Origin of the sequence: Pseudomonas canadensis, from assembly GCF_030980095.1 — a bacterium.
Taxonomy (GTDB): Bacteria; Pseudomonadota; Gammaproteobacteria; order Pseudomonadales; family Pseudomonadaceae; genus Aquipseudomonas; species Aquipseudomonas canadensis.
In genome coordinates this window covers 1,060,975-1,085,592 of sequence record NZ_CP133298.1, presented here as the reverse complement: position 1 = coordinate 1,085,592, position 24,618 = coordinate 1,060,975, and the positions used below count along the sequence as shown (strand labels likewise).

Annotated in this window: 20 protein-coding genes; 14 read left to right on the top strand and 6 right to left on the bottom strand. The window is 59.9% G+C overall.

The features are described from left to right. Positions 1-70 precede the first annotated feature (70 nt). Entirely contained in the window at positions 71-1,102 is a 1,032-nt protein-coding gene (locus tag RB216_RS04890; protein ID WP_028618938.1) for an amino acid ABC transporter substrate-binding protein, read from the bottom strand. A gap of 345 nt (positions 1,103-1,447) precedes the next feature. Between RB216_RS04890 and RB216_RS04885 the strand changes: the two genes are divergently transcribed. Together RB216_RS04885 and rhlB are read left to right on the top strand one after the other, a co-directional pair. Further along, on the top strand, positions 1,448-2,104 hold the full coding sequence (locus tag RB216_RS04885) for an alpha/beta hydrolase (RefSeq protein ID WP_068932444.1): 657 nt from the start codon (positions 1,448-1,450) through the stop codon (positions 2,102-2,104). Between the two features lie 102 nt (positions 2,105-2,206). Then, complete coding sequence (rhlB, locus tag RB216_RS04880; protein WP_028618936.1) at positions 2,207-3,658, top strand: ATP-dependent RNA helicase RhlB; 1,452 nt, start codon at positions 2,207-2,209, stop codon at positions 3,656-3,658. A 104-nt stretch (positions 3,659-3,762) separates the two neighbouring features. On the opposite strand, the gene moaE is transcribed toward rhlB, so the two are convergent. The 5 genes from moaE to RB216_RS04855 all read right to left on the bottom strand — a co-directional run bounded on the left by moaE (position 3,763) and on the right by RB216_RS04855 (position 7,930). Further along, the gene (gene moaE / locus RB216_RS04875) at positions 3,763-4,212 is read right to left on the bottom strand and encodes a molybdopterin synthase catalytic subunit MoaE (protein WP_028618935.1); all 450 of its coding nucleotides are present in this window, start codon (positions 4,210-4,212) and stop codon (positions 3,763-3,765) included. A 2-nt stretch (positions 4,213-4,214) separates the two neighbouring features. Beyond that, entirely contained in the window at positions 4,215-4,457 is a 243-nt protein-coding gene (moaD, locus tag RB216_RS04870; RefSeq protein WP_308908372.1) for a molybdopterin converting factor subunit 1, read from the bottom strand. After that, positions 4,454-4,927 (bottom strand): cyclic pyranopterin monophosphate synthase MoaC, encoded by a 474-nt coding sequence (gene moaC / locus RB216_RS04865; RefSeq protein ID WP_028618933.1) that lies wholly within the window; start codon positions 4,925-4,927, stop codon positions 4,454-4,456. Before moaC ends, moaD begins: the two co-directional genes overlap by 4 nt. 144 nt (positions 4,928-5,071) lie before the next feature. After that, the gene (locus RB216_RS04860; RefSeq protein ID WP_003188745.1) at positions 5,072-6,466 is read right to left on the bottom strand and encodes a PhoH family protein; all 1,395 of its coding nucleotides are present in this window, start codon (positions 6,464-6,466) and stop codon (positions 5,072-5,074) included. A gap of 339 nt (positions 6,467-6,805) precedes the next feature. Further along, positions 6,806-7,930 carry a polysaccharide deacetylase family protein gene (locus RB216_RS04855; RefSeq protein WP_028618932.1) on the bottom strand — a complete coding sequence of 375 codons (1,125 nt, stop codon included), beginning with the start codon at positions 7,928-7,930 and terminating at the stop codon, positions 6,806-6,808. Positions 7,931-8,050: 120 nt separating this feature from the next. On the opposite strand from RB216_RS04855, the gene yaaA reads away from it, so the two are divergent. The 12 genes from yaaA (at position 8,051) to RB216_RS04795 (ending at position 24,509) form a co-directional block, all read left to right on the top strand. Continuing rightward, positions 8,051-8,830 (top strand): peroxide stress protein YaaA, encoded by a 780-nt coding sequence (gene yaaA / locus RB216_RS04850; protein WP_236318363.1) that lies wholly within the window; start codon positions 8,051-8,053, stop codon positions 8,828-8,830. A 904-nt stretch (positions 8,831-9,734) separates the two neighbouring features. Then, positions 9,735-11,051 (top strand): nucleotide sugar dehydrogenase, encoded by a 1,317-nt coding sequence (locus RB216_RS04845; RefSeq protein WP_028618930.1) that lies wholly within the window; start codon positions 9,735-9,737, stop codon positions 11,049-11,051. 83 nt (positions 11,052-11,134) lie between these two features. Continuing rightward, positions 11,135-12,616: a mannuronan synthase gene (gene alg8 / locus RB216_RS04840; protein WP_161634133.1), complete on the top strand. Its 1,482-nt coding sequence runs from the start codon at positions 11,135-11,137 to the stop codon at positions 12,614-12,616. Between the two features lie 48 nt (positions 12,617-12,664). Further along, positions 12,665-13,831, top strand: a complete 1,167-nt coding sequence (locus tag RB216_RS04835; protein WP_028618928.1) for an alginate biosynthesis protein Alg44 — start codon at positions 12,665-12,667, stop codon at positions 13,829-13,831. A gap of 2 nt (positions 13,832-13,833) precedes the next feature. After that, a complete protein-coding gene (gene algK, locus RB216_RS04830) occupies positions 13,834-15,225 on the top strand; it encodes an alginate biosynthesis TPR repeat lipoprotein AlgK (RefSeq protein ID WP_028618927.1) in 1,392 nt (463 codons plus the stop codon). Next, positions 15,222-16,709: an alginate export family protein gene (locus tag RB216_RS04825; protein WP_308908371.1), complete on the top strand. Its 1,488-nt coding sequence runs from the start codon at positions 15,222-15,224 to the stop codon at positions 16,707-16,709. Before algK ends, RB216_RS04825 begins: the two co-directional genes overlap by 4 nt. Then, positions 16,709-18,283 carry a mannuronan 5-epimerase AlgG gene (gene algG, locus RB216_RS04820; protein ID WP_028618925.1) on the top strand — a complete coding sequence of 525 codons (1,575 nt, stop codon included), beginning with the start codon at positions 16,709-16,711 and terminating at the stop codon, positions 18,281-18,283. The genes RB216_RS04825 and algG overlap by 1 nt, the downstream gene beginning before the upstream one ends. 11 nt (positions 18,284-18,294) lie before the next feature. Then, positions 18,295-19,740, top strand: coding sequence for an alginate O-acetyltransferase (locus tag RB216_RS04815; RefSeq protein WP_028618924.1), 1,446 nt, complete (start codon positions 18,295-18,297; stop codon positions 19,738-19,740). A 24-nt stretch (positions 19,741-19,764) separates the two neighbouring features. Continuing rightward, the gene (locus RB216_RS04810) at positions 19,765-20,874 is read left to right on the top strand and encodes a mannuronate-specific alginate lyase (protein ID WP_028618923.1); all 1,110 of its coding nucleotides are present in this window, start codon (positions 19,765-19,767) and stop codon (positions 20,872-20,874) included. 236 nt (positions 20,875-21,110) lie between these two features. Continuing rightward, positions 21,111-22,652: an MBOAT family O-acyltransferase gene (locus RB216_RS04805; protein WP_028618922.1), complete on the top strand. Its 1,542-nt coding sequence runs from the start codon at positions 21,111-21,113 to the stop codon at positions 22,650-22,652. 11 nt (positions 22,653-22,663) lie between these two features. Beyond that, positions 22,664-23,836, top strand: coding sequence for an alginate O-acetyltransferase (locus RB216_RS04800; RefSeq protein WP_028618921.1), 1,173 nt, complete (start codon positions 22,664-22,666; stop codon positions 23,834-23,836). A 16-nt stretch (positions 23,837-23,852) separates the two neighbouring features. Beyond that, positions 23,853-24,509 carry an alginate O-acetyltransferase AlgF gene (locus RB216_RS04795; protein WP_016978194.1) on the top strand — a complete coding sequence of 219 codons (657 nt, stop codon included), beginning with the start codon at positions 23,853-23,855 and terminating at the stop codon, positions 24,507-24,509. The last annotated feature ends 109 nt before the right edge of the window (positions 24,510-24,618 follow it).

Below are 24,618 nucleotides of genomic sequence, written 5' to 3'. Positions count from 1 at the left end.
AATGCCCCGAAAATAATGGAACAGAACATCACCCGGCGGTTGGCCCACCGGGTGACAGAACCATCAGCGATCAGCGCACAGGGGGTGCGTATTGAATGCCGCCGTTGTTCCACAGCGCGTTCAGGCCACGGTCGATTTCCAGCGGGGTGCTCTTGCCCAGGTTGCGCTCGAACACTTCACCGTAGTTACCGACTTGCTTGACGATCTGCACGACCCAGTCTTTCTTCACTTTCAGGTCTTTGCCGTATTCGCCGTCAGCACCGAGCAGACGGGCAACGTCGGGGTTCTTGGTGGACTTGGCTTCAGCTTCAACGTTTTTGGAGGTGATACCGGCTTCTTCAGCGTTGAGCATGGCGTAGCCCACCCAGCGCACGATGGCCAGCCACTCGTCGTCGCCGTTACGCACGACTGGGCCCAACGGTTCTTTGGAAATGGTTTCCGGCAGAACGACGTAGTCTTTCGGCGCGGCCAGCTTGCTGCGCTGGGCGAACAGTTGGGACTTGTCGGAGGTCAGCACGTCGCAACGACCGGATTCCAGCGACTTGGCGCTTTCGTCGGAGGTGTCGAAGGTGATTGGGGTGTATTTCAGGTTGTTGCCGCGGAAGTAATCGGAAACGTTCAGCTCAGTGGTGGTACCGGCCTGGATGCAGATGGTTGCACCGTCCAGTTCCTTGGCACTTTTCACGCCAAGCTTGTTGTTTACCAGGAAGCCGATGCCGTCGTAGTAAGTGATGAAGCCTGGGAATTTCAGGCCCATGCCGGCGTCGCGGGAGCTGGTCATGGTGGTGTTACGGGACAGAATGTCGACTTCGCCCGACTGAAGCGCGGTGAAACGCTCCTTGGCGTTCAACTGGCTGAATTTGACCTTGGTAGCGTCGCCGAAAACGGCAGCGGCCACAGCGCGGCACACGTCAGCGTCAATCCCGAGGATCTTGCCGCTGGCATCCGGCACCGAGAAACCCGGCAGGCCGTCACTCACGCCACATTGCACAAAACCTTTCTTCTGCACGGCATCCAGAGTGGCGCCGGCTTGGGCGAAACCGCTGGCACCCAGTACGGCCGCCGCAGAAACGATGGCCAGGGTGGATTTCAATACCTTCATTCAAACCTCCAGTTGCTCTTGTTGTGTCGGAGCTAGAACCTCAGCGCACCCTTATGAGGCGATATTGACCCGTGTTGGCTTTTTTTGGGGTCAAGCGGCATGAAGTTGTCGCAGTAATTCCAGGTTCTTTCCCACAAGCGGCAGGCACTGATAGTGTTACCGTCACAGGAAAGTTCTGACATCGACCTACACATAGCAAGGCGCGTACCAGAGTGCTGGCTGAGCCGTTTCGGCCCATGAGCAAGTGCAAAAGATTCAGCCTTGCGACATTCTCTTAACAGATCGACAAGCCACGCACCGTTCCGTCGCACTTAATCGGAGCGCACGCACATTAATGGAGCAGACATGACCGACCCCTTGATTCTTCAGCCCGCCAAGCCCGCAGACGCCTGCGTAATCTGGTTGCATGGCCTGGGTGCCGATCGCTATGACTTCCTGCCGGTGGCCGAAGCGCTGCAGGAAAGCTTGCTGAGCACCCGCTTCGTTTTGCCCCAGGCACCGACCCGTCCGGTGACGATCAACGGTGGCTACGAGATGCCCAGTTGGTACGACATCAAGGCCATGAGCCCGGCCCGTTCGATCAGCCTGGAAGAGCTGGAAGCCTCGGCCAAAATGGTCACGGATTTGATCGAAGTGCAGAAGAGAACCGGAATAGACGCGTCGCGGATTTTCCTCGCCGGTTTTTCCCAGGGCGGCGCCGTGGTTTTCCACACCGCGTTTATGAATTGGGAAGGCCCGTTGGGTGGCGTGATCGCCCTCTCCACCTATGCCCCGACTTTCAGCGAAGAGCTGGAATTGTCCGCCAGCCAACAGCGTATTCCCGCCTTGTGCCTGCACGGCCAGTACGACGATGTGGTGCAGAATGCCATGGGCCGCAGCGCCTACGAGCATTTGAAGAGCCGTGGTGTCACCGTGACATGGCAGGAATACCCAATGGGCCACGAAGTGTTACCCGAGGAGATCCGCGATATCGGCACGTGGTTGACCGCACGCCTGGGCTGAAAACCGGCATTAATGTAGCCGTATGACAGACGCACTACGCCGCGCCCGTTTCTTGCATTACACTGGCCGGCGTACATTCCTTAACCAATTAATGAGATCACCGTGCTCGAAGCACTCAAGAAGATGTTCGGCAAAAGCGAGGCCGAGCCGCTCGCGCCTGTTCCCAGTGCTACTGCCCCGACTGCCGGCAGCCGCAATGACGGTCAACAGCTCGGCCGGACCGAGCCTGTCGCCCAGCCCAAGACGCCTACGGTGACACCGCCTGAACCGGCACAAGAAGCCGCACCGGCCCCAAAACCGCGCCGTGAGCGCGCGCCAAAACCGCCGGTGATCCCATGGAAACTCGAAGACTTCGTCGTCGAGCCCCAGGAAGGCAAGACCCGCTTCCACGATTTCAAACTGGCGCCTGAACTGATGCACGCCATCCAGGACTTGGGTTTCCCGTACTGCACGCCGATCCAGGCGCAGGTACTGGGCTTCACCCTGGCCGGCAAAGACGCCATCGGCCGCGCCCAAACCGGCACCGGCAAGACCGCCGCGTTCCTGATCTCGATCATCACCCAACTGCTGCAGACACCACCGCCGAAAGAGCGCTACATGGGTGAGCCGCGCGCACTGATCATCGCCCCGACCCGGGAGCTGGTGGTACAGATCGCCAAGGACGCCGCCGACCTGACCAAGTACACCGGCCTCAACGTCATGACGTTCGTCGGCGGCATGGACTTCGACAAACAGCTCAAGCACCTCGAAGCTCGTCACTGCGACATCCTGGTAGCCACGCCGGGCCGACTGCTGGACTTCAACCAGCGCGGCGACGTGCACCTGGACATGGTCGAAGTGATGGTACTGGACGAAGCCGACCGCATGCTCGACATGGGCTTTATCCCACAAGTGCGTCAGATCATTCGCCAGACCCCGCCGAAATCCGAGCGTCAGACCCTGCTGTTCTCCGCGACCTTCACCGAAGACGTGATGAACCTCGCCAAACAGTGGACCACCGACCCGTCCATCGTCGAGATCGAAGCACTGAACGTCGCCAGCGAAAACGTCGAGCAACACATCTATGCGGTGGCCGGTGCCGACAAGTACAAGTTGCTCTACAACCTGGTCAACGACAACGGTTGGGAACGCGTGATGGTATTCGCCAACCGCAAGGATGAAGTACGCCGCATCGAAGAACGCCTGGTACGTGATGGTGTGAACGCTGCGCAACTGTCCGGCGATGTGCCGCAGCACAAGCGCATCAAGACGCTGGAAGGTTTCCGCGAAGGCAAGATCCGCGTGTTGGTGGCTACCGATGTGGCCGGGCGCGGGATTCACATTGATGGCATCAGCCACGTGATCAACTTCACCCTGCCGGAAGTGCCGGATGACTATGTGCACCGCATTGGCCGTACCGGTCGTGCCGGGGCTGCGGGGGTGTCGATCAGCTTTGCTGGGGAAGATGACTCGTATCAGCTGCCGTCGATCGAGGCGCTGTTGGGGCGCAAGATCAGCTGCGAGACGCCGCCGACGCATCTGTTGCGCCCGGTAGAACGCAAACGCCCAAGCTGAATACGCAAACCCTGTAGGAGCCGGCTTGCCGGCGATGTGGCCTCAAGCCTTGCACTGTTCTCACGGTCGTCATCGCCGGCAAGCCGGCTCCTACAGAGGTATGTTTATTTCCAGCGATCTGCAGCTGCCTGATCGCTGTGCCGCCCCTCCACCCAACGCGCGCCCTCACTGGTATTTTCCTTCTTCCAAAACGGCGCCCGCGTCTTCAGGTAATCCATCACAAACGCGCAGGCATCAAACGCCGCCTGGCGATGGGCACTGGCTGCCCCAACAAACACAATCGGCTCGCCCGGTTCCAGCGCGCCAATGCGGTGCAGCACTTCCAGCTTGAGCAACGGCCAGCGCTGCTCGGCTTCCACTGCGATCTTGGCCAGGGCCTTTTCGGTCATGCCGGGGTAGTGCTCCAGGAACATTCCCGCAACATCCAGACCGTCATTGAAATCGCGCACATAGCCAACAAAACTCACCACCGCGCCCACGCCGACATTGGCCGCATGCATGGCGTTGACTTCAGCACCGGGATCAAATGCCTGGGCCTGCACACGAATGGCCATGATCAGCCTCCGGTCACGGGTGGGAAGAATGCTACTTCGTCACCTGCCTGCACCGGCTCATCAAGGCTGCACAGCTCTTCGTTGCGCGCGCACATCAGGCTGGTTTCGTTGAGCACTGCAAACTCCGCGTCACTGGCCAGCGCCAGACGCACCGCCTCGACAGTGGCGAAGTCGCCCTCCATCTCCAACGAATCAAAACCCACCGCTTCTGCGTAACGTGCAAAAAACAATACGTTGATGCTCATGCGTGGTCCGCCTTGAAGTGCCCGCTCTTGCCGCCCAGCTTTTCCAGAAGGCGAATGCTTTCGATGGTCATACCGCGATCCACGGCCTTGCACATGTCGTAGATCGTCAATGCCGCAACGCTGGCGGCGGTTAGGGCTTCCATCTCCACGCCGGTCTGGCCGGAGAGTTTGCAGCGCGCCAGGATGTGCACCGAGTCTGCGCCATCGGCGCTCAGTTCGACCTTGACGCTCGTCAACATCAACGGGTGGCACAGGGGGATCAAGTCACTGGTTTTCTTCGCAGCCTGGATCCCGGCAATGCGGGCCACGGCAAACACGTCGCCCTTGGGATGGGCGCCGTCGACAATCATTTTCAGCGTCTCGGGCAACATGCGCACGCGCGCTTCGGCTACCGCCTCGCGGAACGTCACGGACTTGTCAGTGACGTCGACCATGTGGGCGCGACCTTGGGAATCGAGATGAGTCAGCACAGGGATACTCCTGATCAGGAGCATCGATTGTAAACCCGTGGGTCAATTTTGCGCACGGCTGATTGTGCGTAGGAGCCGGCTTGCCGGCGATGGCGTCCTCGAGGGCCCCATCGCCGGCAAGCCGGCTCCTGCAGTGTGTAGTGTTTACAAGTGAGACTCTGCGTATTCGGCCAGAATCGAACGTGGAACCCCTTGCAGCGCAATGTGCACGCCGTTCGGGAAGTCTTTGAAGCGTTCCGTCAGGTAAGTCAGCCCGGAGCTGGTCGCGGACAGGTAAGGGGTGTCGATCTGTGCCAGGTTGCCCAGGCACACCACTTTGGAACCGGCGCCGGCACGGGTGATGATGGTTTTCATCTGGTGCGGGGTGAGGTTCTGGCATTCATCGATCAAAATCAGGCTTTGCTGGAAGCTGCGACCTCGGATGTAGTTGAGGGATTTGAACTGCAACGGCACTTTGCTGAGGATGTAGTCGACGCTGCCATGGGTGTTTTCGTCATCCATGTGCAAGGCTTCAAGGTTGTCGGTGATCGCCCCCAGCCACGGCTCCATTTTTTCCGCTTCGGTGCCGGGCAGGAAGCCGATTTCCTGGTCCAGGCCCTGCACGCTGCGGGTGGCGATGATGCGGCGATAGCGCTTGGTCACCATGGTCTGCTCGATGGCGGCAGCCAGGGCGAGAATGGTTTTACCGGAACCGGCGGCACCGGTCAGGTTGACCAGGTGGATGTCCGGGTCGAGCAGCGCGTACAGCGCCAGGCTCTGGTAGATATCACGCGGTTTCAGGCCCCAGGCTTCCTGGTGCAACAGGGGTTCCTGATGCAGGTCGAGGATCAGCAGCTTGTCGACCTGGATTTCTTTGATCCAGCCCACGAAGCCTTGTTCGTCGACGATAAATTCATTGATATGCACGGCCGGCAGGTTGTCGATCAGCTGTACCTGGTGCCAGGTGCGGCCATGGTCCTGACGGGTTTCGACCTTGCTGACGCGGTCCCAGAACGAGCCGGTCATCATGTGATAACCACGGGACAGCATCGACACGTCGTCGACCAGTTGGTCGGTACTGTAGTCCTCGGCCGCGATCCCACACGCTCGGGCCTTGAGGCGCATATTGATGTCTTTGGTCACCAGCACTACGCGCAGGTCCTTGTCGCGGGCGTGCAGGTCGATCAATTGGTTGATGATTTTGTTGTCGTTCAGATTCTCCGGCAGGAGGCTGTTGGGCTCGCTGCGCTTGCTCATCAGAATCGACAGCAAGCCCTTGGGCCCGCCTTTGCCGCGTTGGATCGGTACGCCGACTTCGACGTCCTCCGGCGACGCTTCGCCCAATGTCTTGTCGATCAGGCGGATCGCCTGGCGGCATTCGGCGGCAACGCTGTGGTGCCCGCTTTTGAGTTTGTCGAGCTCCTCAAGCACGATCATCGGGATGGCGACGTGGTGTTCTTCGAAGTTGAGCAGTGCGTTTGGATCGTGAATCAGTACGTTGGTATCAAGCACATAAAGGATTGGCTGGTCGGAAGAAGGGTTACGTCCATGATCATCCATACTCGGTCACCTTTGTGGGAGCCAGTCGACGCAATACCTGGGCGGTGCTGCGCCTCGATTCGACCACCGACTGCACCTGAGTGACGTCAAGCGCAGTGCCCACCTGAGGAGTCTTGGAAGACGCCACCTGTGCTGCAGGTTTCGGCGATCTGACTTCGTAATACCGCAAAACGTGTGACAGAAAAAAGCACTTTGACGCTTTTTTGAAGTTTATTTTTCAGGATGACGAATAGCACTAGCCGAGCCCCCCGTACCCCGCTAAAGTCGGAAGTCCGCCTGCATCGAAATGTCGCACAAAATCACCCCGAAAACGCCTAACCCCCAACAGGGCCGGGCACTTCAGCGAAACGCCTCCCGGCAGTCCTGCCAACCCAGACCACTCTGCGCCGTCGCCTGCAACAGCATGGGTAAAGCCACCCGCGCCTTGTCCTGGGTGTCGTGAAACACAATCACGCCTTTGCGCCACAGCAGCATCAAGGTCAGCACCCGTTGCGCTGACTCATCGGCCTTGAGCTTGCCCGGTTCGTCTTGGGAGTCGATGTCCCACAACGCTACCTGCAAGCCCTGGGCTTGAAAGAAACCCTGGCTGTCCGCGCGACGTTGACCGTAGGGCGGACGAAACAGCGGCACGTAGTTTTCCGGCATCAGGTTCTGCGCCAACGACGCGCTGCGGGTGATCGAGCTCTGCCACTCCACCCAATGGCTGTGGGAGCGATACTGCCAGCCCTGGGTGCCGACGCACTGGCCCTGGTACAGCGCCTGCACATCGGCAACCGAACTGCGCTCGACACGGGTTTGCAGGCTGCTGCCGAGGGCGAAGAAGGTGGCGTTCATTTTTTGCTTGCGCAGGTAGTCGGTGAGCCAATCGGTATTGCCGCTGACCGGCGCAGGGCCACCGTCGAAGGTGAGCAGGAACAGGCGGTCGTTGAATTCATCACCCTTGCGCTCATGGTCGCCGAAGCGCGCGACTTCGCTGCTGATCTGCGGGAACAGCGCGGCCTTGCGCAGCAGCTCGTCCAAATAACGTTCATGGAACACATGGCTGGGGTTGGCCCAGCCTATATAGAAGGAGTCTTCGCTCACCTCGAACTTGCCAGCCTGCTCGCGCAGATCGTCCATGTTCTCTACCAGATAGCAGAACGAGGCGTCGACCTCGCAACTCTGCTGGGCGAACGTATAGTTCTCCAGCAAGCGCTGCCAGAGCTGGCGACGCAGGTCGTCGATGGCGGACAGGTTGATGATCTTCAGGCCCAGGCGCTGCTTGAGCGCGGCTTCGTCCTGGCTCTCACTGGCCAGCAGGCTGTGGGTGAACATGAGGATTTCGGCGCGTGAGGCCACGTCGAACAGCGCCGGGCTGCCGAGCTTTTCGGGCCAGGTACCACGGTCCAGGCTCGCCACATCGACGGGCGCTGCCTGGGCATTCAGGCATAGCAGGCATGCCGATAACAAAAGCGCTATTCGCACACGGGGTCTCCCTCTCCAGAGTCACCGGCCATCATAGCGGATCACGCCTATCGCCATCATAGGTGGAGTCAAAACGCCCCAGCCCCTAGAATCCCTTCCACGATTACAGGAGACGACTTCATGCTGATGGTGATTTCACCCGCCAAAACCCTCGATTTCGAGACTGCGCCTGCGACCCAGCGCTTTACCCAGCCGCAGTACCTGGACCACTCCCAGGAGTTGATCGAACAATTGCGCGAACTGAGCCCGGCACAAATCAGCGAATTGATGCACGTATCCGACAAGATCGGCGGCCTCAACGCCGCGCGTTTCGGCAGCTGGACCCCGGCGTTCACCCCGGCCAACGCCAAGCAGGCCCTGCTGGCTTTCAAGGGCGACGTGTACACCGGCCTCAATGCCGAGACCTTCAGCGACGCCGACTTCACCTACGCCCAGGACCACCTGCGCATGCTCTCGGGCCTCTACGGCCTGCTGCGCCCGCTGGATCTGATGATGCCTTATCGCCTGGAAATGGGCACCAAACTCCCCAACGCCCGTGGCAAGGACCTGTACGCGTTCTGGGGCACGCGCATCAGCGAGTGGCTGAACGAAGCGTTGGCTGAACAAGGCGATGACGTCCTGCTGAACCTGGCCTCCAACGAATACTTCTCGGCGGTCAAGCGCACGGCGCTGAACGCGCGGATCATCAACACCGAGTTCAAGGACCTGAAGAACGGCCAGTACAAGATCATCAGTTTCTATGCCAAAAAAGCGCGGGGCATGATGAGCCGCTTTGTGATCGAAGAGCGCATCAACGACCCGGCCAAGCTGAAGGAATTCGATGTGCAGGGCTATCGCTTCAATGCGGAGCAGTCGAAGCCGGATAACCTGGTGTTCTTGCGCGATCACGCACCGGAATAAAGCTCCCGAGAACAGTGATGAACAAATGTGGGAGGGGGCTTGCCCCCGATGGCGGTGGAACAGCCAGCTTATCTTTAGCTGACACACCGTCTTCGGGGGCAAGCCCCCTCCCACATTTTTAACCGCATTTTAATTCGCTAATCGCCATTATTTTGACGTCAAAAAACATCCTGACGCATCTCTAACAATTCTTTCACTCGACATCCGTCGTTTTTTTTCGTAGTGGCACCACTTTTTTTAAACACTAGTGGCACAAAACTATCTCTCCCTCCCAACTCCCCACAACTACTGGTCCAAATAGCAAGTGCTATCAATATAGTACCAGTGCCATCTTTCCTAATATTTCAAGAAATTTCCGGAAACAGGATGAGCGGCCTGGAACTTCGTCTAAACGCACGGCTCATACCACCGGTAACGAAATTCTCTGTTCCTGTAAGAGATGACTTACATAACGACCCAAGGAAGTAGCGAAGTTGCCCCATCAACTTTGACTCATGGGTCATATCATCAACTGATATGAGTTGAGGGCGGCGATAAGGATGAATTGCTATCCCCTACAGGCCAAGGCAGCGCTTACCCAAATGTGTCAGTGATGACACCCAAGGTGTTGATAAATAAAGGCTTAGAGCCTCTATCTGCACCCTGCGGCACTGGCGTCGGCACCTTCCCCCAGGAAGGCCGGCTGCATTTGAGGGCAAGCCCCAATAACAAGGCCAAGTTTCGCACAACTTGAGTGCAATAGTTAGTCACTCACTAATTAACATGCCTGTACGCGGTAAGTCGGCGTCTATTCGCCTAACTTCCGTGGCATCAGTAACGCTTGCAAACATGAACTCGCCATCTATTTGGCATGATTAATACCGTCTTCAATGACAACGTCTTCAATGACAAAGAGGTAAATGCGATGCGCATCAGCATATTTGGTTTGGGTTACGTTGGCGCAGTATGTGCCGGTTGCCTGTCTGCCCGTGGCCACGAAGTGGTTGGCGTAGACATCTCCAAGGACAAGATTGACCTGATCAATGCGGGCAAATCGCCAATCGTTGAACCAGGTCTGGGCGAGTTGTTGAGCCAGGGTATCCAGACCGGCCGGCTGCGCGGTACCACCAACTTCGCCGAAGCCATCCGTGACACCGACCTGTCGATGATCTGCGTTGGTACGCCGAGCAAGAAAAACGGCGACCTGGAACTCGATTACATCGAGGCTGTGTGCCGCGAAATCGGTTTTGTCCTGCGCGATAAAGCCACCCGCCACACCGTAGTGGTACGCAGCACTGTGCTGCCAGGCACCGTGGCCAACGTGGTGATCCCGATCCTCGAAGATTGCTCCGGCAAAAAAGCCGGCGTCGATTTCGGTGTCGCGGTCAACCCGGAATTCCTGCGTGAATCCACCGCCATCGCCGACTACGACCTGCCACCGATGACCGTCATCGGCGAATTCGACAAAGCCTCCGGCGATGTCCTTCAGTCGCTGTACGAAGAACTCGACGCACCGATCATCCGCAAGGACATCGCCGTTGCCGAGATGATCAAGTACACCTGCAACGTGTGGCACGCCACCAAAGTGACTTTCGCCAACGAGATCGGCAACATCGCCAAGGCTGTCGGCGTCGACGGTCGCGAAGTGATGGAAGTGGTCTGCCAGGACAAGACCCTCAACCTGTCCCAGTACTACATGCGCCCAGGCTTCGCCTTTGGTGGTTCGTGCCTGCCCAAAGACGTGCGCGCCCTCACCTACCGCGCAAGTTCGCTGGACGTGGAAGCGCCGCTGCTCAACTCGCTGATGCGCAGCAACGAGTCCCAGGTACAGAACGCCTTTGACATCGTCTCCAGCCACGACAAACGCAAAGTCGCCTTGCTGGGCCTGAGCTTCAAGGCCGGCACCGATGACCTGCGCGAAAGCCCGCTGGTCGAACTGGCCGAGATGCTGATCGGCAAAGGTTTCGACCTGAGCATCTACGACAGCAACGTGGAGTACGCCCGTGTCCACGGCGCGAACAAAGACTACATCGAAGGCAAGATCCCGCACGTGTCGTCCCTGCTCAACTCGGACTTCGACGACGTGATCAACAACTCCGACGTGATCATCCTGGGCAACCGCGATGAGAAGTTCCGCGCCCTGGCGCAGAACGCACCACACGGCAAGCAAGTGATCGACCTGGTGGGCTTCATGTCCAAGGCCACCAGCACGAGCGGTCGTACCGAAGGCATTTGCTGGTAACAGCAACGGCCAGTTCCGGGCTGCAAGCGTAACCATCCCCAGCGCTTGCAGCCGGGAGCCTTCATCACCTTCGGATGACGCTTATGTCCAAGTTAAAACATGTACTGATGCAATCCGCCGGCTGGCTGTTCTTTCTCAGCCTGCTGATGGGACTCGCGCTGCTGCTGCCGGCGAGTACGTTCGACTCGGAGTCGAAGAATTTTATTTTCCTGATTGGCGCCGTCGGTATCTGGCGCTACTCGATGGGTGCTACGCATTTCTTTCGCGGCATGCTGTTCCTGTACGTCGTCTACCCGCACCTGCGCCGCAAAGTGCGCAAGCTGGGCAAGGCGGCCGACCCGTCCCATGTGTTCCTGATGGTCACCAGTTTCCGTATCGACGCGCTGACCACCGCGCAGGTCTACAGCTCGGTGATCCGTGAAGCCATCGAATGCGGCTTCCCGACCACCGTGGTCTGCTCGCTGGTGGAAATGTCCGATGAGCTGCTGGTGAAAAGCCTGTGGGAACGCATGAACCCGCCGGAACACGTGAAGCTCGACTTCGTGCGTATCGCCGGTACCGGCAAACGTGATGGCCTGGCCTTCGGTTTCCGCGCCATCTCCCGCCACCTGCCGGATGACCGAGCGGTAGTTGCGGTGATCGATGGCGACACCGTGCTCGCCGAGGGCGTAGTCCGCAAGACCGTGCCGTGGTTCCAGCTGTTCGGCAATGTCGGCGGCCTGACCACCAACGAATTCTGCGAAGTGCGCGGCGGCTACATCATGAGCGAGTGGCACAAACTGCGCTTCGCCCAACGCCACATCAACATGTGCTCCATGGCCCTGTCCAAGCGCGTACTGACCATGACCGGTCGTATGTCGGTGTTCCGCGCCAGCGTGGTCACCGACCCCGGCTTTATCGCCGACGTGGAAAGCGACTCGCTGCAACACTGGCGCCTGGGCCGCTTCAAGTTCCTCACCGGCGATGACAAGTCCAGCTGGTTCAGCCTGATGCGCCTGGGCTACGACACCTTCTACGTGCCGGACGCCGCGATCAATACCGTGGAACACCCGCCGGAAAAGAGCTTCATCAAGGCCAGCCGCAAACTGATGTTCCGCTGGTACGGCAACAACCTGCGCCAGAACTCCCGCGCCCTTGGCCTGGGTGTGCGGCGCCTCGGCCTGTTCACCAGCATCGTGCTGTTCGACCAGCGTGTGTCGATGTGGACCTCCCTGCTCGGCCTGACCGTGGCGATCATCGCCACCTTCAAGTACGGCGGCGCGTTCATCCTCGCTTACCTGCTGTGGATCGGCATCACCCGCCTGATTCTCACCCTGTTGCTGTCGTGCTCCGGCCACAAGATCGGCCCGGCCTACCCGGTGATTCTCTATTACAACCAGATCATGGGCGCGCTGGTGAAGATCTACGTGTTCTTCCGCCTTGATCAACAGTCCTGGACCCGCCAGGACACCAAACTGACCCGCGATTTGGCCAGCTTTCAACGTTGGTTCAACACCTGGTCGTCTCGGACCATGACCTTCTCCGCCGGCAGCATTTTCGTCGCCGTGTTGCTGATGATGGTCTGACAGCCAAGCCTGAATTAACTAGGAGCTACACCTATGAGTCAGAACACCATGAATAGCCAAGCAAACGTCAACGTTGTCCACGAATCCGAAGCCCAGCGCCAACATGCCCGCGTGAAAATCCCGGCCAAGCTGCGCTTTTTCAACACTGACCGTACGCCGACCGAAGCCCGGGTGATCGACCTGTCCGCCGGTGGCCTGGCCTTCACCTCGACCCAGCCGTTGACCGTCGGCGAAGTGCACAAGGGCCGCCTGCAATTTGTGATCGATAACCTGGGCCTGGCGATGGACGTGGAGCTGCAAATCCGCTCCTTCGACCGCCAGACCGGCCGCACCGGTTGCCAGTTCCAGAACCTTGAACCCCAGGATATTTCCACCCTGCGCCACCTGATCACCTCGCACTTGTCCGGCGATATCGTGACCATGGGCGACGTGCTGGCGACCCTGCAACGCGACAACTTCACCAAGGCGCGCAAGGTCAAGGACGGCGGTAGCAACATGAGCGCCGCCGGCCGTCTACGCGCCGTGGTGTTCAGCGCAGGCATCTTCATCGTCGGCCTGGCTGCCTTCGGTTTCATCTTCAAATCGGTGTACGGCATGTATTTCGTCAGCCATGCCCAGGCCGGCTTGGTCAGCGTACCTGGCATGAACGTGACCATGCCGCGCGACGGCACCGTGCAAAGCCTGCTCAAAGGTGATGCGATCGCCGCCAAAGGCGCGCCGCTCGCCACCTTCAGCACCAGCATGCTCGATGTGCTCAAGGGCCACCTGGACGAAGACCAACTGCAACCGGCCAAGGTCGAAGAGCTGTTCGGCAAGCAAATGACTGGCACCCTGACCTCGCCGTGCGATTGCGTGGTGGCCCAGCAAATGGTCGCCGACGGTCAGTACGCCAACAAAGGCGACGTGATCTTCCAACTGGTGCCACGCGGCAGCCTGGCCAATGTTGAAGCACGCTTCACCTATCGCCAGTTCGCCGACGTTCGCCCAGGTACGCCGGTGAGCTTCCAGGTGGCCGACGAAGAACAGATTCGCACCGGCACCATCGTCAGCAGCACCAGCCTGAACAGCGCCGACCTGTCCTCCGACATCCGCGTGCAGATCAAGCCTGACGCACCGCTGGACAGCACCTACGCCGGCCGCCCGGTGGAAGTGACCAGCGACCGTGGTCCCTCGCTGAACTGGCTGATCGATAAAGCCATGGCTGCGGGTCTTTAATCATGAGCGCCCTTCGAAACCTGCCGGTGCCCCTGGCGCTGGCCATCGCCCTCGCCGGTTGCGCCGGCCTGCCCGACCAACGCCTGGCTAACGAAGCTTTGAAACGTGGCGACACCGTCACCGCGCAGCAGAATTACCAGCAACTGGCAGACCTGGGTTACAGCGAGGCCCAGGTGGGCCTGGCCGATATCCAGGTAGGCACCCGCGATCCGGCGCAAATCAAACAGGCCGAAGCCACTTACCGCGCGGCGGCGGACACTTCGCCCCGCGCCCAGGCCCGCCTCGGTCGCCTGCTGGTGGCCAAGCCTGGCAGCACCGAAGCCGAACACCACGAAGCCGAAGGCCTGCTGAAAAAAGCCTTTGCCAATGGCGAAGGCAATACCCTGATCCCGCTGGCGATGCTGTACCTGCAATACCCGCACAGTTTCCCGAACGTGAATGCGCAGCAGCAGATCAGCAAATGGCAGGCCGCGGGTTACCCGGAAGCCGGCCTGGCCCAGGTGCTGCTGTATCGCACCCAGGACACCTACGACCAGCATCTGGATGATGTGGAGCGCATCTGTAAAGCCGCGCTGAACACCACCGATATCTGCTACGTCGAGCTGGCCACGGTCTACCAGAAAAAAGCCGAACCTGAGAAACAGGCCGAGCTGCTCAAGCAGATGGAAGCCGGCTACAGCCGTGGCACCGTTACCGCACAACGTGTTGATAGCGTGGCACGCGTGCTGGGCGACGCTTCGCTGGGCAAGACGGACGAAAAAACCGCCCAGGCCCTGCTGGAAAAAATCGCTCCTGGCTACCCGGCTTCGTGGGTCAGCCTGGCGCAATTGCTCTACGACTTCCCGGAACTGGGCGACGTCGACCAGATGATGAAGTATCTGGACAACGGCCGTGCCGCCGACCAACCGCGCGCCGAGCTGTTGCTAGGCAAGCTCTACTACGAAGGCAAATGGGTGCCGGCCGACGCCAAGGCCGCTGAAGCCCACTTCGAAAAAGCCGTGGGCAAGGAAGTCGCCGCCGATTACTACCTCGGCCAGATCTACCGCCGTGGCTACCTGGGCAAGGTCTATCCGCAAAAAGCCCTGGACCACTTGCTGACCGCTGCGCGCAACGGCCAGAACAGCGCTGATTTCGCCATCGCCCAGTTGTTTTCCCAAGGCAAGGGCACCAAGCCCGACCCATTGAATGCCTATGTCTTCAGCCAATTGGCCAAAGCCCAGGACACGCCAGAAGCCAATGACTTGGCCACGCAGCTCGAAGCCCCGCTGACGCCAGAGCAACGCGCTCAAGGCCAACGCCTGGTGCAACAGGAGCTGGCCGCGCGCGGCACCCTGGCCCAGAGCACGCTGCAACTGCACGCCCTGGAAGAAGAAGACGGCGAGGAATCCCTATGAAGCTCAATCCATTCGTCAAGGCCGGCATCGGCCTGACCTTCGCCCTGCTGTGGTCGTGCCCGACCCTGGCCGCGCTGACCGAAGCCAAGAACTTCGGCCTGGAAGTCAAAGCCACCGCGCAGTCCGAAGACGACCGCGACCTCGGCACGCAGAAAGGCGGCGACGTCAACGGTGTCGGCCTCGACCTGCGCCCTTGGATCTACGGTGAAAGCGGTGCGTGGAGCGCCTACGCCATGGGCCAGGCCGTGGTCTCCAGCGACATCATCGAGACCGACCCGCTGCAACAGTCGGCCGATGACGAAAACCAGCAGACCACCAACAACGACCGCAAGACCAAGAAAAACTACTTGGCCATGCGCGAGTTCTGGGTCGGCTACAGCGGCTTCACGCCCTACCCTGGCGAGATCCTCAAGCTGGGTCGCCAACGCCTGCGCAACGACGACGGCCAATGGCGCGACACCAACATCGAAGCGCTGAACTGGACTTTCGACACCACCCTGCTCAAGGCCAATGTCGGCGTTGCCGAACGCTTCAGCGAATACCGCACTGACCTCAAGGAGCTGTCGCCCAAAGACAAGGACCGTCAGCACCTGTACGCCGACGCCGCCTACCAGTGGACGCCCGGCCAGTGGATCGGCCTGCGCGGTCACCACACCCATGACAACGGCAAGCTCGACTACCCGGAGCCCGGCGTACCGACCGACTCGTTGGACAAGCGTGAAAATGGCGACCTGAGCTGGCTCGGCATCGAAGCCAACAGTGACGCCTACAACTGGCGCAACACCAACACGGTCAACTACTGGGCCAGCGTCACCGGCATGCGCGGTGACCGTGATTCGGTCAACGCATTGAACGCCGACGGCACCCGCCCGACCAACGCCAAGCGCAGCGACGATGTCAGCGGCTGGGCCACCGACCTCGGCGTGCGTCTGCGCCTTGATCCCCAGTGGCAAGTCGGTGCGGCCTACTCCCGCGCCAGCGCCGAGTACGAACAGAACGGCCTGCAAAGCAACCGGTCGAACTGGACCGGTACCCAGTCCCGCGTGCATCGCTTCGGTGAAGCCTTCCGTGGCGAGATGAACAACATGCAGTCCATGAGCCTGTTCGGTTCCTGGCAGCTGCGTGAGGACTACGACGCCAGCCTGGTGTACCACAAGTTCTGGCGTGTCGACGGCAACAAGCCAGTCGGCAGCAACGGCATCGACGCGGTGCAGAACAATACCGACGATGTGACCGGCGCGATCCTGTCCAGCACTTCCCTGCCGCTTGAAGACGGCAAGAAAGACCTGGGCCAGGAAATGGACCTGGTCGTCACCAAATACTTCAAGACCGGCCTGCTTCCGGCCGCCCTCAGCCAGTCCATTGACGAACCGTCGGCCCTGGTGCGCTTTCGTACTGGCGTATTCAAGCCGGGCGACGCCTATGGCAGCAACGTCGACTCGTACATGCACCGCGCGTTCGTCGACGTGATCTGGAAATTCTGATGGGAGCCTGCGCTATGAAACCTCATAAGTTGCTGGTCGCGGCGATGCTGATGGCTAACGCCACCGCCTTCGCCGACACCGCGCAGCCGGTCAAGGCGCCAACCATCGCCAAAGAGCTGCAACAGGCCAAGACCTACACCATCTCCAGCCCGCCGACCGCGCCGCTGGAAATGGCCAAGCCGGCCCTGCCGGATCTGTCGGGCTACACCGATGCGGCAATGGAAAAAAAGATCGTCAGAAGCAAGCCGGGCAAGATCAGCATCCGCCGCATGATGCAGGAAGACGCCCTCAAGGACTTCATCGGCGGTGACAACAAGATGGCCGAGTGGGTAGTGCGCCAGCACGGCATTCCCCAGGCGATCTTTGTCGACGACGGCTACATGAACCTCAAAGACCTGCTGGGCAAGGTGCCCAAGCAGTACCTGAGCGAGACTTCGCCGGGCGTGTTCGTGGCCAAACTGCCGATCGTGGTGGGCCGCAAGGGCATCCTGGAAATCGACAAGAAGACCCAGGAGCTGCGCCTGTCCCAGGAAGCCGGTTCGTTCCTGATCAACGACGGCCAGCTGTTTGTGCGTGACACCAAAGTCACCGGCTGGAGCGAAAAGGCCAACGGCCCGGCACTGTTCAAGTCGCCCAAGGAATTTCGCCCGTTCCTGCTGGCCTGGGGCGGTACCGAGACGTACATCTCCAACACCAAGATGGCCAGTTTCGGCTACGCCAACAGTAAGTCGTACGGGGTGAGTATTTCCCAGTACACGCCGAACATGGCCAAGGTGCTCAAGCGTGCGGAGCCGACCGGCTGGATCATCGACTCCGAGTTCTCGGACATGTGGTACGGCTTCTACTGCTACGAGACCACAGGCTTCGTGATCAAGGGCAATACCTACAAAGACAACATCGTCTACGGCATTGACCCCCATGACCGTTCCCACGGCCTGATCATCGCGGACAACACCGTCTACGGCACCAAGAAGAAGCACGGCATCATCATTTCCCGGGAAGTGAACGACAGCTTCATCTTCAACAACCGCAGCTACGACAACAAGCTCTCGGGCCTGGTACTCGACCGTAACAGCGTCAACAACATCGTGGCCGACAATGAGTTTTACCGTAACCACACCGATGGCATCACCCTCTATGAGAGCGGTGACAACCTGCTGTGGGGCAACAAGGTGATCGCCAACCGTCGCCACGGCATCCGGGTGCGTAACAGCGTGAATATCAAGCTGTACGAAAACACCTCGATGGCCAACGGCCTCACCGGGCTGTACGGCCACATCAAGGACTTGACCGACACCGACCGTGACATCGCCCTCGACCCGTTCGACGCCAAGGTCTCGCTGATCGTGGTCGGCGGTGAATTGGCGGGTAACGGCAGCGGGCCGCTGTCCATCGACTCGCCATTGAGCGTTGAGCTGTACCGCGTGTCGATGCTGGCGCCGACCAAGTCCAGCGGTATCAGCTTCAACGGCGTGCTGGGCGATCGCCAGGAAGAGATTCTCGACCTGCTGGTGCGCCAGCAGAAAGCCGTGCTGATCGACCCTGTCGAACGCCAGACCGAATTGCAGGACTGAGGATGACCCTTATGCACCCACACATGATCAAACTGCTGAGCCTCTCGGGTCTGACCCTCGGCCTGCTCGCGGCCAGCCAGGGCGTACGCGCCGACGAAATCAAGGCGCCGACCTTTACCGCCGAGCCGTGCTGCAGCCTGTGCCCGGCCGCTCACGATGCGAAGAACTACACCACGCGCTACCAGCAGAACTTCACCACCCTGGTGCAAGCCCAGGGCGACTGGCTGTTCCGTACCCAAGAAGACTTACGCACCGAATTCGACACCACACCGTCCGGCTACAAACGCATGCAACAGCTGCACGATGCGTTCAAGGCCAAGGGCGTGGAACTGGTGGTGGTCTACCAGCCGACTCGCGGCCTGGTGAACCGCAACAAGCTCAATCCTGAAGAAAAAGCCAAGTTCGATTTCGACAAGGCACTGGGCAACTACAAGACCATGCTCGGCCGTTTCGCCAAGATGGGCTACGTGGTGCCGGACCTGTCGCCGTTGACCAATGAGCAACTGCCGGATGAGCTGCCGGCCCACGATTTCTACTTCCGCGGCGACCAGCACTGGACGCCATATGGCGCCCAGCGCACCGCGAAAATCGTCGGCGCCAAAGTGCGTGCAATGCCTGAATTTGCCGGCATCCCACAGCGTGAATTCGAGACTAAACGCTCCGGGCGCATGGGCAAGACCGGCACCCTGCACAACATGGCCGGGCAACTGTGCGGCACCAGCTACGCGATCCAGTACATGGACCAGTTCACCACCGAGCCCAAAGGCGAGGCTGGCGACGGCGACCTGTTCGGCGATTCGGGCAACCCGCAGATCACCCTGGTCGGTACCAGCCACAGCGGCAAGAACTACAACTTCGCCGGGTTCCTGGAACAGGAAATCGGTGCTGACATCCTCAACGTCGCCTTCCCCGGCGGTGGCCTGGAAGGCTCGATGATCCAGTACCTGGGCAGCGACGAATTCCAGAAGACCCCGCCGAAAATCCTCATCTGGGAATTCTCGCCGCTGTATCGCCTGGATCAGGAGACCATCTACCGCCAGATGATGTCGCTGCTGGACAACGGCTGCGAAGGTAAACCCGCGCAGATGACAGCCAGCACCACCTTGAAACCCGGCAAGAACGAATTGATGGTGAACAGTTCGAACAAAGACCTGCGTAATGCCAATCACCAGGTTGATATCCGCTTCGCCGACCCATCGGTGAAAACCCTGCAAGCCACCCTCTGGTACATGAACGGTCGCCACGAGGACATCAAGATCGAGAAACCCGAAACATCCGATACAGACGGGCGTTTCGCCTTTGAACTGCGCACTGATGAAGACTGGGCCTCGCAGAACTTGCTGGCCGTGGAAGTGCAGGGTCCGGAAGCGGGCGCTGCCGCGCAGAAAGTCGAAGCGAAAATTTGCACACGCAACGTATTCCCTAGCGGCGGTCAGAAGACTGCTTCGCTGCCGTGAAGTAAGTGCGCAATGAGGTTACCTATGCAGAAGTTATTGATTCCAACGCTGCTGGGCCTGGCGATCTTCGCCGGCTCAGTCAACGCCGCCGCGCCACTGCGTCCACCCCAGGGCTATTTCGCCCCGGTGGAAGCGTTCAAGACCGGCGACTTCAAGAATGACTGCGACGCCATGCCGGCGCCGTACACCGGCTCGCTGCAGTTTCGCAGCAAGTACGAAGGTTCGGACAAGGCCCGTTCCACGCTGAATGTGCAATCCGAAAAAGCCTTCCGCGACAGCACCGCCGACATCACCAAGCTGGAAAAAGACACCAGCAAGCGCGTGATGCAGTTCATGCGTGACGGTCGCCCGGAGCAGCTGGAATGCACGCTCAACTGGCTGGCTACTTGGGCTCGGGCAGACGCACTGATGTCCAAGGACTTCAACCATACCGGCAAATCCATGCGCAAATGGGCGCTGGGCAGCATGGCCTCGGCCTATGTACGCCTGAAGTTCTCCGACTCGCACCCGCTGGCCAACCACCAGCAGGAAGCGCAGCTGATCGAAGCCTGGTTCAACAAACTGGCCGATCAGGTGGTGAGCGACTGGGACAACCTGCCGCTGGAAAAAACCAACAACCACTCCTATTGGGCCGCCTGGTCGGTGATGGCAACGTCCGTCGCCGTCAACCGTCGCGACCTGTTTGATTGGGCGGTGAAGGAATACAAGGTCGGCGCGAACCAGGTCGATGACCAGGGCTTCCTGCCGAACGAATTGAAGCGTCAGCAACGCGCATTGTCCTACCACAACTACGCGCTGCCGCCGCTGTCGATGATCGCCAGTTTCGCGCTGGTCAACGGTGTGGACCTGCGCCAGGAAAACAACGGCGCGCTCAAACGCCTGGGTGACAAGGTGCTGGCCGGGGTGAAAGACCCGGAGATCTTCGAACAGAAGAATGGCAAAGAGCAGGACATGAAGGACTTGAAACAGGACATGAAATTCGCCTGGCTCGAACCTTTCTGCACCCTCTACACCTGCGCGCCGGATGTGCTCGAGCGCAAGCACGGGATGCAGCCGTTCAAGACGTTCCGCCTCGGGGGTGACCTGACCAAGGTCTACGACCCGACGCATGAAAAAGGCAACAAAGGTTCCTAAGGCTGAATGGATTACCTGTAGTGAGCGGGCTTGCCCCGCGCTGGGCTGCGAAGCGGCCCTAATCGATTCGTCGCGGTGTGCCAGGTATACCGCGACGTGGGGTTTTGGGGCTGCTACGCAGCCCAGCGCGGGGCAAGCCCGCTCACCACAAAAAGCTGCATCGCCGTCCATGGAAACCATGGGGGGTTTGGGGGGGCTCTGGCCCTTGACTGTTGGTTAAACATGGAGAGATCGGGATGGTTTTCTCGTCCAATGTGTTCCTGTTTCTGTTCTTGCCGATCTTTCTCGGCTTGTACTACTTGAGCGGGCAACGCTATCGCAACTTGCTGCTGCTGTTGGCCAGCTACGTGTTCTACGCCTGGTGGCGAGTGGACTTCCTGGCACTGTTCGCCGCCGTGACGCTGTGGAATTACTGGATTGGCCTCAAGGTCGGTGCAGCTGGCGTGCGCACCAAGCCGGCCCAGCGCTGGCTGCTGCTCGGCGTGGTGGTTGACCTGTGCATCCTCGGCTACTTCAAGTACGCCAACTTTGGCGTCGACAGCATCAACGTCATGATGAAGTCGGCCGGCCTGGAGCCATTCATCCTCACCCACGTGCTGCTGCCGATCGGCATCTCGTTCTACATCTTCGAGTCCATCAGCTACATCATCGACGTGTACCGTGGTGATACCCCGGCGACCCGCAACCTGATCGACTTTGCGGCGTTCGTGGCGATTTTCCCGCACTTGATTGCTGGCCCGGTGTTGCGCTTTCGCGACCTGGCTGACCAGTTCAACAACCGCACCCACACCCTCGACAAGTTCTCCGAGGGCTGCACGCGGTTCATGCAGGGTTTCATCAAGAAGGTCTTCATTGCCGACACCCTCGCCGTGGTGGCCGACCATTGCTTTGCCCTGCAAAACCCGACCACGGGCGACGCCTGGCTCGGCGCCCTGGCCTACACCGCGCAGCTGTACTTCGACTTCTCCGGCTACAGCGACATGGCCATCGGCCTGGGCTTGATGATGGGTTTCCGCTTCATGGAGAACTTCAAGCAGCCGTACATCAGCCAGTCGATCACCGAGTTCTGGCGGCGCTGGCACATCAGCCTGTCCACCTGGCTGCGTGACTACCTGTACATCACCCTGGGCGGCAACCGTAAAGGTACGCTGACCACCTACCGCAACCTGTTCCTGACCATGCTGCTCGGTGGCCTGTGGCACGGTGCGAACATCACCTACATCGTCTGGGGTGCGTGGCACGGCATGTGGCTGGCGATTGAAAAAGCCATCGGCCTCAACACTTCGCCGCGCAGCTTCAACCCGGTGCGTTGGGCCTTCACCTTCCTGCTGGTGGTGATGGGCTGGGTAATCTTCCGCGCCGAGAACCTGCACGTCGCCGGCCGTATGTACGGTGCGATGTTCAGCTTTGGCGAGTGGTCGCTGTCGGAACTCAACCGCGCCAACCTGACCGGCCTGCAAGTGGCAACCCTGGTGGTGGCGTACGCAACCCTGGCGTTCTTTGGCCTGCGCGACTTCTACACCAACCGTCCTGCCGAGAAGACCGAGAAAACCAAGCCGGCCGATCCGAGCCTGATCAAGGCCGTACCGGGCGACAACCCAGGCAGCATCCACGAGCCCGGTTTCACCGTGGGCAAAGATGCCGCCGTACAACCGGCCTACTGGACCGCTGACTGGCCACGCTACGCCATGCGCGCTGCGGTGCTGCTGCTGTTCGTGGCGTCGATTCTCAAACTGTCGGCGCAGAGTTTCTCGCCGTTCCTTTACTTCCAATTCTGAGGGAGCCGACCATGACCCGTTCATTACGCGTCCTCTATATCGGCCTGTTCCTGGTGCTGCTGCTGGCCCTGGGTGCCTGGTCGCTGCGCAGTTTCTTCGGCTTCAGCACCAACGCCGACGCCACTGTGCTCAACGGTCGCTGGACCAAAGCCGTCGAGACCCACTACGACGACGAATTCCCGATCAAGCGCATCGGCACCAACCTATGGGCGGCGCTGGACTACAAGCTGTTCAATGAAGGCCGCCCTGGCGTGGTGCTGGGCCGCGATCACTGGTTGTACAGCGATGAGGAGTTCAACCCCGCCGTCAACGAAGACCAGAACCTGCAAGGCAACTACGCGCTGGTCGAAGGCGTGCGCCAGAAGCTCAAAGCCCAAGGCATTCAGCTGGTGATGGCGATCGTGCCAGCCAAGGTGCGCCTCTACCCGGAACACCTGGGTGAAGTGAAACCGGCGAGCATCCACGCCAACCTGTACGACGACTTCCACGCCCGCGTCGCCGCCGACAAGATCATCGCCCCGGACCTGCTCGGCCCGCTGCAACAGGCCAAGCTCGGCGGCAAGCAAGTGTTCCTGCGTACCGACACCCACTGGACTCCGGACGGCGCTGAAATCGCCGCCAAACAGTTGGCCAAGACCATCGCCGACAAGACCCCACTGAGCGGCGAGCCACAGCGATTTGTCACCGAGGCGGAAAAAACCGAGCCGCATAAAGGCGACCTGCGTCTGTTCCTGCCGCTGGACCCGCTGTTCGAAAACCTGATGCCGCCTAAAGAGCCGCTGGAAAAACGCGTCACGCACCTGGCCGAAACCAAAGGCGACGACGCCCTGTTCAGCGACAGCGAAACCCCAGTGGCCCTGGTAGGCACCAGCTACAGCGCCAACCCCAACTGGAACTTCGTCGGCGCCCTCAAGCAAGCCTTGGGCAGCGACGTGGTCAGCTATGCCGAAGACGGCCACGGCCCGATCCTGCCGATGCTCAGTTACCTGAAAAGCGATGACTTCAAGAACAGCCCGCCCCAGGTGCTGATCTGGGAGTTTCCTGAACGTTATCTGCCCGTGAACAACGAAATCGGTGATGCCGACCCCGCGTGGGTTGCGCAGCTTAAACAAGCCGGTTCGCGCCAACAGAACATGGCAATCAACACCACAAAATCCGAGACGCCCGACCGGGCGCAAAACTGAAAGAGAGGTAACTCACATGACTTTCACTACAACTCCTCGTCGTCTCGCTAAAACCCTGGCTATCGCGGCCGGTTTGAGCTTCGTATCGATGTCCGCGTTCGCCGGCGGCGACGCCGCCCTCTACGGCCCGACCGCGCCAAAAGGCTCGAGCTTCGTGCGGATCTACAACGCCAGCAACCAGGAAGTCAGCGCCACTGTTGGCGCCACCAACCTGAGCGATGTTGCACCACTGGCCAGCAGCGACTTCAGCTTCATGCCTGGCGGTGACTACAGCGCCAAGGTCGGCAGCCAGACCGTGCCGGTCAAACTCGCCGCCGACCACTACTACACGCTGGTCAACAGCGGCAGCGGCCAGCCCCAGCTGATCGAAGAACCGCCGTTCAAGAACAAGCAGAAATCCCTGGTCCGCGTGCAGAACCTCAGCGACAAGGCCCTGACCTTGAAGACGGCTGACGGCAAGACTGATGTGGTCAAGTCGGTGGCGGCCAAAGGTCGTGGCGAACGTGAAATCAACCCGGTGAAGGTGAGCCTGGCGTTGTATGACGGTGACAAGAAAGTCGGCGATGTGAAGCCGGTGGCCCTGGAGCGCGGCGAGGCAGCGGTGCTGTACGTCACCGGTTCCGGTTCGAGCCTGTCGCCAGTGTGGGTGAAACGCCCTGTATCGACCCGCTAATTAGATTTTCGACCTGGCTCCGCTCCCCTGTGGGAGCTGGCTTGCCTGCGATGGCATCACCTCGGTGTACCTGACAAACCGAGTCGTCTGCATCGCGGGCAAGCCCGGC

Coding starts and splice junctions, on each gene's coding strand:
- RB216_RS04890 (WP_028618938.1), bottom strand. CDS start 1,102: ATGAAGGTATTGAAATCCACCCTGGCCATCGTTTCTGCGGCGGCCGTA.
- RB216_RS04885 (WP_068932444.1), top strand. CDS start 1,448: ATGACCGACCCCTTGATTCTTCAGCCCGCCAAGCCCGCAGACGCCTGC.
- moaE (WP_028618935.1), bottom strand. CDS start 4,212: ATGGCCATTCGTGTGCAGGCCCAGGCATTTGATCCCGGTGCTGAAGTC.
- moaD (WP_308908372.1), bottom strand. CDS start 4,457: ATGAGCATCAACGTATTGTTTTTTGCACGTTACGCAGAAGCGGTGGGT.
- RB216_RS04860 (WP_003188745.1), bottom strand. CDS start 6,466: ATGGATGATCATGGACGTAACCCTTCTTCCGACCAGCCAATCCTTTAT.
- yaaA (WP_236318363.1), top strand. CDS start 8,051: ATGCTGATGGTGATTTCACCCGCCAAAACCCTCGATTTCGAGACTGCG.
- RB216_RS04845 (WP_028618930.1), top strand. CDS start 9,735: ATGCGCATCAGCATATTTGGTTTGGGTTACGTTGGCGCAGTATGTGCC.
- alg8 (WP_161634133.1), top strand. CDS start 11,135: ATGTCCAAGTTAAAACATGTACTGATGCAATCCGCCGGCTGGCTGTTC.
- RB216_RS04835 (WP_028618928.1), top strand. CDS start 12,665: ATGAATAGCCAAGCAAACGTCAACGTTGTCCACGAATCCGAAGCCCAG.
- algK (WP_028618927.1), top strand. CDS start 13,834: ATGAGCGCCCTTCGAAACCTGCCGGTGCCCCTGGCGCTGGCCATCGCC.
- RB216_RS04825 (WP_308908371.1), top strand. CDS start 15,222: ATGAAGCTCAATCCATTCGTCAAGGCCGGCATCGGCCTGACCTTCGCC.
- algG (WP_028618925.1), top strand. CDS start 16,709: ATGGGAGCCTGCGCTATGAAACCTCATAAGTTGCTGGTCGCGGCGATG.
- RB216_RS04815 (WP_028618924.1), top strand. CDS start 18,295: ATGCACCCACACATGATCAAACTGCTGAGCCTCTCGGGTCTGACCCTC.
- RB216_RS04810 (WP_028618923.1), top strand. CDS start 19,765: ATGCAGAAGTTATTGATTCCAACGCTGCTGGGCCTGGCGATCTTCGCC.
- RB216_RS04805 (WP_028618922.1), top strand. CDS start 21,111: ATGGTTTTCTCGTCCAATGTGTTCCTGTTTCTGTTCTTGCCGATCTTT.
- RB216_RS04800 (WP_028618921.1), top strand. CDS start 22,664: ATGACCCGTTCATTACGCGTCCTCTATATCGGCCTGTTCCTGGTGCTG.
- RB216_RS04795 (WP_016978194.1), top strand. CDS start 23,853: ATGACTTTCACTACAACTCCTCGTCGTCTCGCTAAAACCCTGGCTATC.